Origin of the sequence: Luteibacter jiangsuensis, assembly GCF_030812295.1 — a bacterium.
Taxonomy (GTDB): domain Bacteria; phylum Pseudomonadota; class Gammaproteobacteria; order Xanthomonadales; family Rhodanobacteraceae; genus Luteibacter; species Luteibacter jiangsuensis_A.
This window is the reverse complement of record NZ_JAUSSK010000003.1, coordinates 567,478-580,939: the sequence shown is the minus strand read 5'-3', so window position 1 is coordinate 580,939 and position 13,462 is coordinate 567,478. Positions and strand designations below refer to the sequence as shown.

General features: G+C 63.5%; 10 protein-coding genes, 2 tRNA genes and 1 pseudogene. 5 read left to right on the top strand and 8 right to left on the bottom strand.

What is annotated here, in order from left to right; all coding sequences use genetic code 11:
• Positions 1-35 precede the first annotated feature (35 nt).
• Positions 36-731 (top strand): response regulator, encoded by a 696-nt coding sequence (locus J2T07_RS12665; RefSeq protein WP_306850449.1) that lies wholly within the window; start codon positions 36-38, stop codon positions 729-731.
• A gap of 3 nt (positions 732-734) precedes the next feature.
• Here the strand turns inward: J2T07_RS12665 and J2T07_RS12660 are convergent, their stop codons facing one another.
• Together J2T07_RS12660 and hisS are read right to left on the bottom strand one after the other, a co-directional pair.
• Positions 735-2,630, bottom strand: coding sequence for an HAL/PAL/TAL family ammonia-lyase (locus J2T07_RS12660; RefSeq protein WP_306850448.1), 1,896 nt, complete (start codon positions 2,628-2,630; stop codon positions 735-737).
• A 35-nt stretch (positions 2,631-2,665) separates the two neighbouring features.
• On the bottom strand, positions 2,666-4,051 hold the full coding sequence (gene hisS / locus J2T07_RS12655) for a histidine--tRNA ligase (RefSeq protein WP_306850447.1): 1,386 nt from the start codon (positions 4,049-4,051) through the stop codon (positions 2,666-2,668).
• Positions 4,052-4,205: 154 nt separating this feature from the next.
• Between hisS and J2T07_RS12650 the strand changes: the two genes are divergently transcribed.
• Positions 4,206-4,282, top strand: a tRNA-Pro gene (locus tag J2T07_RS12650).
• A gap of 257 nt (positions 4,283-4,539) precedes the next feature.
• Positions 4,540-5,178 carry an HAD family hydrolase gene (locus tag J2T07_RS12645; protein ID WP_306850446.1) on the top strand — a complete coding sequence of 213 codons (639 nt, stop codon included), beginning with the start codon at positions 4,540-4,542 and terminating at the stop codon, positions 5,176-5,178.
• Between the two features lie 96 nt (positions 5,179-5,274).
• Here J2T07_RS12645 and J2T07_RS12640 read toward each other — a convergent pair.
• The 6 genes from J2T07_RS12640 to J2T07_RS12615 all read right to left on the bottom strand — a co-directional run bounded on the left by J2T07_RS12640 (position 5,275) and on the right by J2T07_RS12615 (position 10,791).
• Positions 5,275-5,367 (bottom strand) — tRNA-Ser (locus tag J2T07_RS12640).
• 71 nt (positions 5,368-5,438) lie between these two features.
• Positions 5,439-5,636, bottom strand: a complete 198-nt coding sequence (csrA, locus tag J2T07_RS12635; RefSeq protein WP_072323041.1) for a carbon storage regulator CsrA — start codon at positions 5,634-5,636, stop codon at positions 5,439-5,441.
• Between the two features lie 308 nt (positions 5,637-5,944).
• Positions 5,945-8,578: an alanine--tRNA ligase gene (alaS, locus tag J2T07_RS12630; RefSeq protein ID WP_306850445.1), complete on the bottom strand. Its 2,634-nt coding sequence runs from the start codon at positions 8,576-8,578 to the stop codon at positions 5,945-5,947.
• Positions 8,579-8,649: 71 nt separating this feature from the next.
• The gene (locus J2T07_RS12625) at positions 8,650-9,156 is read right to left on the bottom strand and encodes a regulatory protein RecX (RefSeq protein WP_306850444.1); all 507 of its coding nucleotides are present in this window, start codon (positions 9,154-9,156) and stop codon (positions 8,650-8,652) included.
• A complete protein-coding gene (gene recA / locus J2T07_RS12620; protein ID WP_306850443.1) occupies positions 9,143-10,183 on the bottom strand; it encodes a recombinase RecA in 1,041 nt (346 codons plus the stop codon). The genes J2T07_RS12625 and recA overlap by 14 nt, the downstream gene beginning before the upstream one ends.
• A gap of 98 nt (positions 10,184-10,281) precedes the next feature.
• Complete coding sequence (locus J2T07_RS12615; RefSeq protein WP_306850442.1) at positions 10,282-10,791, bottom strand: CinA family protein; 510 nt, start codon at positions 10,789-10,791, stop codon at positions 10,282-10,284.
• 1,093 nt (positions 10,792-11,884) lie between these two features.
• Between J2T07_RS12615 and J2T07_RS12610 the strand changes: the two are divergent.
• Positions 11,885-12,295, top strand: a pseudogene (locus tag J2T07_RS12610) (hypothetical protein); the annotation flags it as partial.
• Positions 12,296-12,489: 194 nt separating this feature from the next.
• Positions 12,490-13,452 (top strand): virB8 family protein, encoded by a 963-nt coding sequence (locus J2T07_RS12605; RefSeq protein ID WP_306850441.1) that lies wholly within the window; start codon positions 12,490-12,492, stop codon positions 13,450-13,452.
• Positions 13,453-13,462: the final 10 nt, after the last annotated feature.

The following is a 13,462-nucleotide window of genomic DNA, read 5'->3' as shown; positions in this document are numbered from 1 at the left end:
CAACATGACGAGATTCCATCGCCATGAGGCCTGACATGACGAGTACCGTGATCATCGCCGACGACCATCCGGTGGTCGTGGCGGGGGTCGAGACGATTCTCAAGGCGCACCGCTACGAAGTCGTCGCACGCGCCCACGATACGGACACGCTGTTCGACGCCCTCGCCGAGCACCCTTGCGACGTCGTCGTCACCGACTATTCCATGCCCGAGGGCAGCCAGCCCGACGGCATGCCCATGATCCGGCGCATTCGCGCCGCCCGCCCGGATACGGGCATCGTGGTGCTCACGATGATGTCCAACCCGGCCATCCTGCGCAGCCTGCTCGACATGGGCGTCGCGGCCATTTTCGACAAGCGCACGAACCTGCGCGACATCCCCGTGGCGGTGCACGCCGCCGACGTAGGCCGCTCCTACCTCAGTCCCGCCATACGCCGGCTGTTCCATGAAGCGGATTGCGCGAACGGCCACGACGACGCCACCCGGCTTTCGCCACGCGAGGTCGAAGTGCTGCGCGCCTTCGCGCAAGGTCACGGCCTGGGTGACATCGCGATCCTGATGGGCCGCAGTTTCAAGACCATCAGCCGGCAGAAGCGCTCGGCCATGAACAAGTTGGGCCTCGCCAACGATGCCCAGCTCTACCAGTACCTGGCGGGTGTGCGCGCCGGTATGCTGGACGACTGGTCCCCCGCCGTGGAGGCCGCGGCCACCCTCCGCTTCTTCGGCCCGTAAGGGTCAGTCGCCGTCGACAAGGCGGCCAGAAGCCACCAGCTCGCACACCGCGCGTACGTCGCCATCCATCGCGCGATCACGCTGCATGAAGGCGATGTGCTCTCGCAGCGTGGCCAACGCGGCGCGCACCGCCACCCCACCATGGAAGTCATCCGCGGCGGCGAGTGCGTCCATCAATGCGCGTACTTCGCGTTCGAAACCTGCGTAATGCGGCGAATCCGGACGCGGTGCGCCGGAGACCTTCGTCGCCAGCGCCTGCCAGTCGCCACGGTGCGCCAGGGAGCGCGCGGCATTGAGCATGTCCTGGCGATATTCGAGGGCCTGCGCCGCCGTATAGAGCTCCATCGCCAGCACATGGCCAAGGTCCTCGGTCATTTCCAGCACATGGCGTGCCTCGTTGGCACCCATCGACACGTGGTCCTCGGCGTTTGCGCTCGTCGGCACGGAATACACCGATGCCGGATGCGCGCGCGTGGCCAGGTCGTTGACCAGGGCGGCGGCCGTGTACTGGACGATCATGAAACCCGAATCGGTCGCGTCCTCGTTACCGATAAGGAAAGCCGGAAGGCCATCGTTATTGGCCGGATCGACAAGCTTTGCCGTGCGCCGCTCGGAAATCGACGCCAGCACCGGAATGGATGCTTTCACGTAGCTCATCGCCAGCGCCAGCGGCATGCCGTGGAAATGGCCGGCGGAGATCACCTGGTCTTCGATGACCTCGGCGTTCTCGGCATCCGGGAACACCAACGGATTGTCGGTGACGGCATTGAGCTCGACGTCGAAGACCCGGCAAGCCTGTTCCCATGCGTCACGCACCGCGCCGTGCACCTGCGGTGCGCAGCGCAGGCAATAGGCGTCCTGCGGCTGGTGCTTCTTCCCGCCCTTGAAGGGGAGGAATCGCGCATAGAAGGCTTCCTTGCCGTGACGCTGCGTGGCCGGCACCCAATCCCAGCCGATATCGAAACGATGGCCCTGGTCCGCGGGATCGGACCATGCATCGGACAGCCATGGACGGAAACGCGGCACAAGGTGGTAAGCAATGTCAGCGAGCGTGGAGCCTTCCAGCAGACCGCGGATATTACGGGCGGCCTCGACCTGGCCAGGATGCGGGCGCAGTGCGTGCACCTGCTCGGCATAGGCGCCGGTGCGGCCGGCAAAGGCGTCCAGCGTCATCGCGGCGGCGAGATCCGCGGTACGAATCAGCATGTCCATCGTGTCGAGCGCGAGCACGCCCGTGGCGAGCATCTGCGTCGTACCGTTGTTCAGGGCCAGGCCTTCCTTGAAGGACAGGCGTACCGGCTCCAACCCCGCCGCGGCGAGGGCTTGGGCGCCGGGCATGCGCTCGCCCTTGTAGAAGGCTTCACCGCCACCGAGCAGCACGATCGCAAGATGAGAGAGCGGTGCGAGATCGCCACTGGCGCCCACCGAACCCTTTTCCGGAATGACCGGGATGACATCGCGATTGAGCAACTCGGCCAGCGCGCGCAGGGTTTCCACGCGGATGCCGGAATGGCCTCGCATCAAGGTGTTCACGCGGATCGCCAGCATCGCGCGGACGACGTCCGTGGAGAACGGCTTACCGACGCACACCGCGTGGGTGATGATGAGGTTGTGCTGCAGTTCTTCCAGCAAGCTGCCTTCGCGCGGCTCCGGGTTGCCACCCGGCAGCTCGTCGCGCACGCGATGCGCGCCGAGCAGTTTGTCCGCATTGCTGCCGAAGCCCGTGGTGACGCCGTAGATCGGCTCGCCCCCGCCCACCTTCTCGGCCAGGAAATCGGCGGCACGCTTCACCTTGACCAGTTGCGCCTCGTCCAGACGGATCGTGGCGCCGCGGCGAGCGATGTCGGCGACCTGGGCACGCGTGAGGCTACGCCCGTCGAGAAGGATACTGCTGGTCATGGTAAAGGCCGTGATATGTCGGGGAGGGAGAAGGATCAGACGCCGATTTCGGCCTGGGCCAGTTCGACGCGCAGGGTCTTCACCAGGTCCGCCCGCGGCACCTCGAACTGGTCTTCGCGGCGAAGGTCCTTCACGGTGACGACGCCCTTGGCGATCTCGTCTTCGCCAAGCACCACCACGAAGCGGATGCCCGCACGGTCGGCATACTTGAACTGCTTGCCCAGCTTGCCGCCCTCGAGCACCACCTCGGTGGCGATGCCGGCGGTGCGCAGTTCATTGGCCACGGCCAGATACGTGGGCAACTGGGCCGGGTCCATTTGCGTGACGAGCACATCGACCGTGCTCCGCGCCGTCGAGATCAGGCCGGCATCGCGAAGCTGCCAGTAAAGGCGGGTAAGGCCGATGGAAATGCCCACGCCCGGCAGGTGCGACTTGGTGTACTGGCCCGCGAGATTTTCATAGCGGCCGCCCGAGCAGATCGAGCCGATGCCCGGGTGATCGTCCAGGGTGGTCTCGTACACGGTGCCCGTGTAGTAGTCGAGACCGCGGGCAATCGACAGGTTCAACGCGAAATGCGTTTCCGGCACGCCAAAATCGCGAATCAGGGAGAGCACTTCCTTCAGCTCGGCCCTGCCCTGTTCGAAGGTTTCCGAACCGCCGCCGAGCGCATCGAGCTTCGCGAACGCGTCGTCCACCGAGGTGGAGCGCACCTGCACGAAGGCGAGGATCTTCGCCGCCACCTCGGCGGAAAGGCCGAATGCGTCCCCCGTGAGCGTATCGCGCACGTAATCGGCGCCGCGTTTGTCGAGCTTGTCGACCTCGCGCAGCACGAGCATCTGCTGCTCGGCGTCGGCGATGCCGAGGTTCTCGAAATAACCGCGCATCAACTTGCGATTGTTGAGCTGGATGGTGAACGCGCCGATGTCGAGTTCACGGAATACGCTGTAGATCACCGCGGGAATCTCGGCGTCGTAGCGGACGGACAGCGAATCCTTGCCGATCACGTCGATGTCGCACTGGTAGAACTCACGGAACCGGCCGCGCTGTGCACGTTCGCCACGGTAGACGCGCTGCATCTGGTACCGCCGGAATGGGAAGCTCAGGTCGTGCTCGTGCTCGGCCACGTAGCGCGCCAACGGCACGGTGAGGTCGAATCGCAGGGCCAATTCGGGCACTCCACCCTTTTCCGCCGCCGCACCCAGGGCGCCGGTCGACTGGACGAAGTACACCTGGCGCTCGGTTTCGCCACCCGTCTTGGTCAACAGCACATCGCTATGCTCGATCACCGGCGTCTCGATCGGCAGGAAGCCGAATCGCTCGTAGTTGCGGCGGATCGTATCCAGCATGCGCTGGAAGGCGATCTGGTCGAGCGGCAGGAGCTCGAGGACACCGGGCATGGTGCGGGCCGGGGTGAGTGCCATGCAATTCCTCTTCGGACAAGCTGTACGGGCGCCGCCATGCGGCAGCCGCATAGATTAGCAGATGGCTACCGATACCCCCGGCGGTGAAATGTAAAAAAGATGCGACGACCTGTTGCCAAGGGAACGCCCCGTGGCTAATATACGCGGCTCCCGTCGGGGTGTAGCTCAGCCTGGTAGAGCGCTACGTTCGGGACGTAGAAGTCGCAGGTTCGAATCCTGTCTCCCCGACCAATATTCAAGTAGTTACGTCGCTAGACGATGAAAGGTCCGCCCTCAAAGCGGACCTTTTTTTCGTTCCATATGGCCGGAAAATAGCGGGGGAATATCTCGGCCATATCTGCGGCATGTCTACGTATCTGGACGATATTTGGACGGTCCCGCACACCTCGAACCAGCGCCGAGGCTCGCGCTTTGAACCTGGGGCGCCATACGCGGGGACCGGGCTATCGTGGCAACGATGCACGGCACTTGCTCTTGCCTGAGATACCATGCTGGCGATGAAGAACATCCTTTTCGACATGGATGGCGTGCTGGTGGATTACCAACCCGCTATCCGCGTCAGTCATATCGCCATGGCACTTCAACGAAGCACGGCTGACGTTCATGCCGCAATCTATGACTCGGGCTTGGAAGCGGACGCGGACGCTGGACGCCTCGGCCCGGACGAGTACCTTGAAGCCGTGGGCAAGATCATGGGCCTGCGCTTACCTATCGACGTATGGACGGAAGCTCGCCGACTTGCAACGCGAATACGGCCTGGCCTCATGGGGCGAGTCTCGTCGCTTGCCTCGCAGGGCGTCGGCATCGCCATCCTCACCAACAACGGACGCCTTCTCGCGGCGCACTGGGAACATATCGTGCCGGCGCTGTTCCCGCTCTTTCGCGGCCGAGCCCATGTGGCAGCCGAGTTTGGCGTGGCCAAGCCGGATCCCGGCGTGTATGTGGCCGCCCTCGAAAAACTGGGATGGCGCGCGCAGGACACCTTGTTCATCGACGACGTCCAGGCGAATGTCGACGGCGCGGTTGCGGTGGGAATGGCTGCGCGACGCTGCGACAGTGAAGCCAGCGTCGGCGACGCCATTGCCGCCTTCATCAACGTTTCCAAGATCGCCGATCGGACGTGGTGAGGTAGCCGCATATGAGGTCCCATGCGCGGGGGGGGGGCTACGCCACCATTCTCTCAGGCACAAAAAAGCCCTGAAGAATCAGGGCTTTTTGCAAACTGGCGGAGAGTGAGGGATTCGAACCCTCGATAAGGCTTTTGACCCTATACTCCCTTAGCAGGGGAGCCCCTTCGGCCTCTCGGGCAACTCTCCGTGATCGTCGTCGAGGAACGAGCCTTAACGAGCCAGCAAGGATACTTTGCCTTGCCGTGGCCGTAAAGACTTTACTGGTCGTCCCCGGAATGGCCGGCCGGATCGTTCTCGTTCTTGATGCGCTGGTAAATTTCCTCGCGATGAACCGCGACATTCTTCGGCGCATTGATGCCGATGCGCACCTGGTTACCCTTCACACCCAGAACGGTGACGGTCACCTCGTCGCCGATCATCAGGGTTTCACCGACCCGGCGGGTCAGAATCAGCATGATTGATACTCCATAAAATCAGGTATTGGCTTCCCCACCAACGACAACCTCACCCCGAGTGCTTGCCGTCAATGGATCGACGTTCCGACCATCGAAGGCCGATTGCCTTCCCCGGCTCTTGTTGTGTGTGTGTCGCTGACCAGCTGTCCTGCCACTCTCGATCCGAAGGAGGATCGATGCCGAAGGATGCATTCGACATTCGGATGATACTAGCCGAGCCAAACCGGGGGACGCAACGCACACGGCCGGCAATGCATGCGCCGAAGCACCTTTATGGCGTGTCGACGCATACCCCGGCCATCTCCCGTTCAGCGCAGGCGAGCTTCCACCCACGCCGGAATGCCCGCGAGCACGGCCGGCAAGGCCGGGCCATCGAGGCCGCCACCCTGGGCCATGTCGGGCCGGCCGCCGCCCTTGCCCTCGATGTGGGAGGCCACCTCGGCGACAAGGTCGCCCGCCTTGACCCTGCCCAGCGCCGCCCCACCGACACCGGCCACCAACGACACGCGACCGTCCGCCGCACCCGCCAGGACAACGGCACAGTCTCCCAGCTTCTGCTTCAGGACATCCAGGCTGTCGCGAAGCGACTTGGCGTCCAGGCCCTCCAGGCGAGCGGCGACCACCTTGATCCCAGCCACGTCCACAGCCGACGCGGCGAGGTCGGCCGATGCCGAACTGGCCGCCTTGGCCTTGTAGGATTCGATTTCGCGTTCCAGCTTCTTCTGCCGGTCGAACAGTTGGCGCAGTTTCTCGATGACCTCGTCGCCGTGGGCGCCGACCAGGCCGGAAACCTCGCCCAGCACGCGCTCTTCATCAGCCACCCGGGCCAGGGCGCCCGCACCCGTCACCGCCTCGATACGGCGCACACCCGCGGCCACACCCGATTCGGAGACGATCTTGAACAGACCGATGTCACCGGTGCGCGACACGTGCGTGCCACCACAGAGTTCGGTCGAAAAGTCGCCCATCTTCAGCACGCGCACTTCCGAGCCGTACTTCTCACCGAACAAGGCGATGGCGCCGAAGTCGATCGCCTCGTCATAACCCATGTGATGGACCTCCGCCCGGGCGTTGCGACGGATCTCGTCGTTGACCATGCGTTCGATCTGGGCCAATTCCTCGGCGGTGACCGGCTTGAAGTGCGAGAAATCGAAGCGCAACCGCTCCGGTGCGACCAGCGAGCCCTTCTGGGCCACATGGTCGCCCAGCACGGTACGCAATGCGGCGTGCAGCAGGTGCGTGGCGGAATGGTTGAGTACGGTGGCCTGGCGCTGCGCCGCGTCCACCGAGGCGGCGACGACAGCGCCCTTCTCGAGCGGTGCGGAGCCTTGCCAGGTGCCGAAGTGCGCGAAGAAGGCGCCGGCGACCTTCTGCGTATCCGCCACGGCGAAGGCGCCGGAGGGATTGCGCAGCATGCCGGTATCACCGACCTGCCCGCCGGATTCGGCATAGAAAGGCGTGTGGTCGAGCAGCACGAAGGCATCCTCGCCATCGGCGAGACGATCGACGGCCTTGCCGTCGCGAACGATGGCCAGAACCGTCGCGTCGGCGAGATCCAGGACGTCGTACCCCGTGAACACCGTCGGCGCGAGCGCACTGGCGACCTCGGCGGGAAGCTGCGCCTTGCTGCCGAAGTTGCTGGCGGCGCGGGCTCGGGCGCGTTGCTCGCCCATGGCGCGCTCGAAGCCGTCCATGTCGACGGTCATGCCGCGTTCGCGTGCGATGTCGGCGGTGAGGTCGACGGGAAAGCCGTAGGTGTCGTAAAGCCGGAAAGCATCGACACCCGGGATGACCTGGCCCGATTTCGTGGCGATATCGTCGAACAGGCGCATGCCGTGCTCGAGGGTCTCACCGAAGCGCTCTTCCTCGGTCTTGAGGGCCTGCTCCACGAAAGACTGCTTCGCGGCGATCTCGGGATACGCATCGCCCATCTCGGCGACCAGCGGCGCCACCATCTTCCAGAAGAAATCGCCACGCACGCCGAGCATCCAGCCATGCCGCAGCGCACGCCGGATGATGCGACGGAGCACGTAACCGCGCCCTTCATTGGACGGCAGGACACCATCGACGATCAGGAAGGAACAGGCACGGATATGGTCGGCGATGACACGCAACGACTTGTTGGCGAGGTCGGCCGTGCCAGTCAGGCGTGAGGCTTCCGCGATCAGGTGCGCGAACAGGTCGATCTCGTAGTTCGAATGCACGTGCTGCAGCACGGCCGCAAGGCGCTCCAGGCCCATGCCCGTGTCGACGCACGGTGCCGGCAGAGGCGAGAGCGTGCCGTCCGGAGCACGATCGAACTGCATGAACACGAGGTTCCAGATCTCGATATAGCGATCGCCATCCTCGTCGGGCGAGCCCGGGGGACCGCCAGCCACTTCAGGGCCATGGTCGTAGAAGATCTCGGTGCAAGGACCGCAGGGACCGGTATCGGCCATCTGCCAGAAGTTGTCCGACGCGAAGGGCGCGCCCTTGTTGTCGCCAATGCGGACGATGCGATCCGCCGGTACGCCGACTTCCTTGTTCCAGATGTCGTAGGCCTCGTCGTCGGTATGATAGACGGTGACCCACAGCCGCTCGGGCGGCAGCTTGTAAACCGAGGTGAGCAATTCCCACGCGTAGCGGATGGCGTCACGCTTGAAATAGTCGCCGAAAGACCAGTTGCCCAGCATCTCGAAGAAGGTGTGATGCCGGGCGGTATAGCCCACGGCGTCGAGATCGTTGTGCTTGCCACCGGCACGCAGGCAACGCTGGACGTCGGCCGCCCGGACGTAGCCCGGTTTTTCACTGCCGAGGAACACGTTCTTGAACGGGACCATGCCCGAGTTGGTGAACAGCAACGTGGGGTCGTTCGACGGCACCAACGATGCCGACGGCACGATGGTGTGGTCCTTGGAGCGGAAGAAGTCGAGGAAGGTCGAACGGATTTGGGCGGTTTTCATGAGCGATCGTGGCGTGGGAGCTGCGAGACATGTCGCGGGGACGCTCCGTCCAGAATCAAGGCTCACTGCCTTCAGTCGTCGTCGGCGTCTTCCGCATCGGCATGGGTAAGAACACGTACTGTGGCGGCGGCGAAGCCGCGACGCAAGAGGAATTGCGCCCTCCGCGCCCGCTCGGCGGGGTCGGTGGATGGCTTGCCGTAGCGTCGACGCAGCTGATTCGCGGCCAGATCATGCCAATCGACGTCTGCCGCCTCGATCAATTCGCGGATACGGGCATCGGCGATTCCCTGGCTACGCAGTTCGGCACGAATGCGGGCCGGCCCATAGCCCTGCCCCACCCGGCTGCGCACCAGGGACCCGGCGAAGCGGTCGTCGTCCTGGTAGCCCTGGTCGCCCAGTCGCTCGAGCGCGGCCGTTGACTCCTCGCGCTCGAAGCCGCCGCGTTCCAGCTTTTGCTTGAGTTCGCGGCGGGAATGTTCGCGCCGGGCCAACAGCCCCAGCGCTTTGTCGTATGCGGTACGGGTGGGGCGGCCGGCCTTGCCGCCGCCCTTCCCCGATTCCTTATCAGACTTCCTCAAGCTCGTCGGCCTCGGTCGAGGCCTCGGCCTTCGGGCCCGCCTTGACCAGCAGGCGGACGCGCAGCTCGGCGTCCACTTCGTTGGCGATGGCCGGGTTGTCGCGCAGGAACTGGCGCACGTTTTCCTTGCCCTGGCCGATGCGGTCACCCTTGTAGCTGTACCAGGCACCGGATTTGTCGATCAGGTTTTCGCGAACGCCCAGTTCGATGATCTCACCTTCGCGCGACGTACCTTCGCCGTAGAGGATCTCGAACTCCGCCTGGCGGAACGGCGGCGCGACCTTGTTCTTGACGACCTTGACGCGCGTCTCCGAACCGATGACCTCCTCGCCCTTCTTCACCGCGCCGATACGGCGGATGTCCAGGCGGACCGAGGCGTAGAACTTCAATGCATTACCACCGGTGGTGGTTTCGGGGCTGCCGAACATCACGCCGATCTTCATGCGGATCTGGTTGATGAAGATGACCAGGCAATTGGTCTTCTTGATGTTGGCGGTGAGCTTGCGCAGGGCCTGGCTCATCAGGCGGGCATGCAGGCCCACGTGGGAATCGCCCATCTCGCCTTCGATTTCGGCTTTCGGCGTCAGCGCGGCGACCGAGTCGACCACCACCATGTCCACGGCGCCGGAACGCACCAGCATGTCGGCGATCTCAAGCGCCTGTTCGCCGGTATCCGGCTGGCTGACCAGCAGGTCGGCGACATTCACGCCCAGCTTTTCAGCATAGCTGGGGTCGAGCGCATGCTCGGCGTCGACGAACGCCGCCGTGCCGCCCGCACGCTGGCAGGAGGCGATGGCCTGCAGGGTCAGCGTGGTCTTGCCCGACGATTCCGGGCCGTAGATCTCGACGACGCGGCCACGAGGAAGGCCGCCGATGCCCAAGGCGATGTCCAGGCCGAGCGAGCCGGTCGACACCGTGTCGATCTGGTCGTCGACGCGGTCGCCAAGACGCATCACGGCACCCTTGCCGAACTGCTTTTCAATCTGGCCGAGGGCACTCGCCAGCGCCTTGCGCTTATTGTCGTCCATCGTGGTTTCCAGTCTCTTTGTGTAGGTGAGTATCTTGCCCGACCGTGGTCTCAGGGACTGCGATCCGCAATCGCCAAGTTTGCCATAGGCGGCCTGGTTCAGCCCTTTAGTTCGTCGGTCATTCCAACAAGCGCCGCGGCCACCGTCTGTCGCCGAACCGCTTCTCGGTCGCCATCGAAATGGTAGAGCCGGGCGTGGGCATAACCCCCGCGCCGCTTCCAGCCGATCCACACCGTGCCGACGGGCTTCTCCGGCGTGCCACCAGAGGGGCCCGCGATTCCGGTGACCGCCACGGCCACCCCCGCACCGTATCGGGCCAATGCCCCGGACACCATCTCGAGCACCGTCTCCTCGCTCACGGCACCCGTCCGCTCCAGGGTGCGGGGGTTGACGCCAAGGAGGGCCTCCTTGGCGCTATAGCTGTAACTGACGACGCCGGCCTCGAACCAGGCCGAACTCCCGGCCAGGTCGGTCAGTGTCTTGGCGATCCAGCCACCGGTGCACGATTCGGCGGTGGCGACCATCATCCGCCGCTCGAGCGCGGCGGCAGCGACATCCTGCGCGAGCGCCATCAGTTCGGCGTCGGAGGGAATGACTGCGGAATCCATGGAGGTCCTGTCGATAAAGGGAGAGGTTCTACTACCGGCGCTTCGGGATGTCGACGCGAGGATAGTCGGGGGAAAACGATTTTTGAGAATTATTCTATTGTCTCGATTGAAGTACGCGCCTACGATGACACGACTTCATGGACAATTTGATACTCATCCAGGTTGCCATTCACGCTACTGCGAAGACAGTTGCGGGCCTTACGGCAAAGGTCATTCAGAGTGGCACCGTCCAGCAACACTCAGATCTCCGGCTTTCGGCAGCCTGATCTGTCCGAGGCCTGAAATGTCGCAATGCGGGCGCGCCCGCATTGCGACGCAGACGGATGCCCACAACACACCCTGACACTCGTCCACTGACGTGACGTCCTCCGTTCAGTCAGCATTTCACATACGTCCGGCAGCGCCATCGGACCCACGGTCGATCGGCTCATGCAACACATTGAATGAGTGCCGATGTCGCATGACTGACACGACGGAATGACAACTTACTGCCCAAGGAGAGGGGGTACGCGATGGTTTCAACCGCAACCTTCATGAGACATACACAAATCCGGCAGTTACGTGATGCAACGCGCACGTACGGAGCGATGCCCGTCAACACTTCGACGCGTTTCACGCATATTACATGCCCACAATGTGTGACAAGAGTCCCAAAAACATGCATATCGGCCACTAGTCAGAAAATTGTCGTTGCGTTATCTTTACATCGCGGACAGGGGTCCGTATCAGGGGTGGGGAATCCACGGTCGATAAGGCGCAACCCTGAGTGGGCGATCATCGCATCGCCGCTCATGCGCATGACCATTCTTCGCTGGCACGTTATGCAAGGGCGCCTAGGCGCTCGTACAGGATGTTGTATGGATGAATTGCATGTCGCTCGGAGCCGGTTGGCTCAAGGCTCCCGCTGCTGCCAGGGGCATCATCTCCGCCAGCGCATTCGGCGCGGCGGTACATCGACGGATCCAGACGCAGGCGGGCCACCCCGCCCACAGCGCCACCCTGCGCCCTTCATAACGAAGTAAACGCTTTCCCGGCTTCGCGTATGGCGATGAGCCGCGCGAAGTGCTGCCGACGTTTTCTCTTTGGTCATCCGATGAATTACGAGCCACGCGTGAATAGAACCCTGCCCCCTGCCCTTGCCATCTGCCTTGTCTCCGCACTCGCCGTGCTGATTTCCGCTTGTGGCACACCAGCCGCGAAGGATTTCGGCGGCCGGTGGAAGCCGGTGAACCGATACGACGACAAGACCGTCGAGATTCCACTTGCGGTTCCCTACACCTATTACGCGGCGCCCATGGACGGCACGCTGAAGACGATGCTGACACGGTGGACCAGCGATACGGGAACCAAGCTGTCGTATCGCCTGCGTTCCGACTTCACGCTGCCAAAGGCCACCGCGCAGATTCACACCTCGGAGGTTCGTGACGCTGCGACTCAACTGAGCACGATCTTCGCGCCTCAGGGCGTCACCGTCGTTGTGAACGGGCCGGAAATCCTGGTTGAGGAAACGAGCGCCATCGTTCCGACGGCTCCCGTCGCCAAGGTGGAGGAAGCAACGTCGACACCGCCCAAGGACGCCAATACCACGACACCGAAGAAGGCTCCTCTCGCACAAGTGCCAGCTACGGCGACTTCCGCTGTCGATAGCACGCCCCGGACCCAGTAATTCCACCCGCGACAGTCACACCAGGCCCTTCGATGTTGAACAAGAAAAACTCTCCGAAGATCGACGCTGCGGTATCGAAGTCCGTCGACTTCGAAATCACGATGTCCGACCTCGCCCAGCGCAGCGAACGCCGCGCATGGATGGTGGCGTTCTGTGCGATCTCGATGTCGGTGATCCTAGCGGGCGGCTACTTCTACATCCTCCCTTTGAAAGAGAAGGTGCCGTATATCGTGCTTGCGGATGCCTATACGGGCATGAGTTCGTTGACACGCATCACCGATGACGTCGTCAACCGGCGCATCACCGCCAGTGAAGCGATCAATCGAAGCAACATCACCCATTTCATCCTCGCGCGCGAATCGTTCGACGTCACGATGATCAATCTTCGTGATTGGGCAACCGTGCTGACGATGGCCTCGCCAAACATCGCCAAGGCCTACACCGATCTGCATGCCCTCGACAATCCGTCTGCCCCTTACAAGATCTACGGCCGCGATCGTGCCGTCCGCGTCAAGATCCTCAGCATCGTATTGATCGGGGGTGAGGATGGGACCACGCCCAAGGGGGCCACGGTCCGCTTTCAACGCACCGTCTATAACAAGGTGTCCGGCCAGACCGTGCCACTGGACAGCAAGATCGCCACGATGGCATTTGCGTACAAGCCGAACCTGAAGATGGACGACCAGTACAGGGTGGAGAATCCGCTCGGGTTCCAGGTTACCGACTACCGGGTCGACAGCGACTACGCGGAACCCCCGCCCCCGGAGAGCTCGCCGCCCGCGACTGCCGCTGCCGCACCCACCAGCGTGCCGGCTCCGTCCGCCTCGGCGGCCGCGGCTACCGTCGCCGCCATGCCACCTTCCCCGATACCCACCGACGGCACGTCGCCCGGCGGGGTCGTACCGGCACAACAACAGACGGGGCAAGCACCGGCCGCCGCACCGCAAGCAACTGCTCCCATCCACCCGAACGCCGCCAATGGAGGGCGCCGTTGATGAAGCGCGC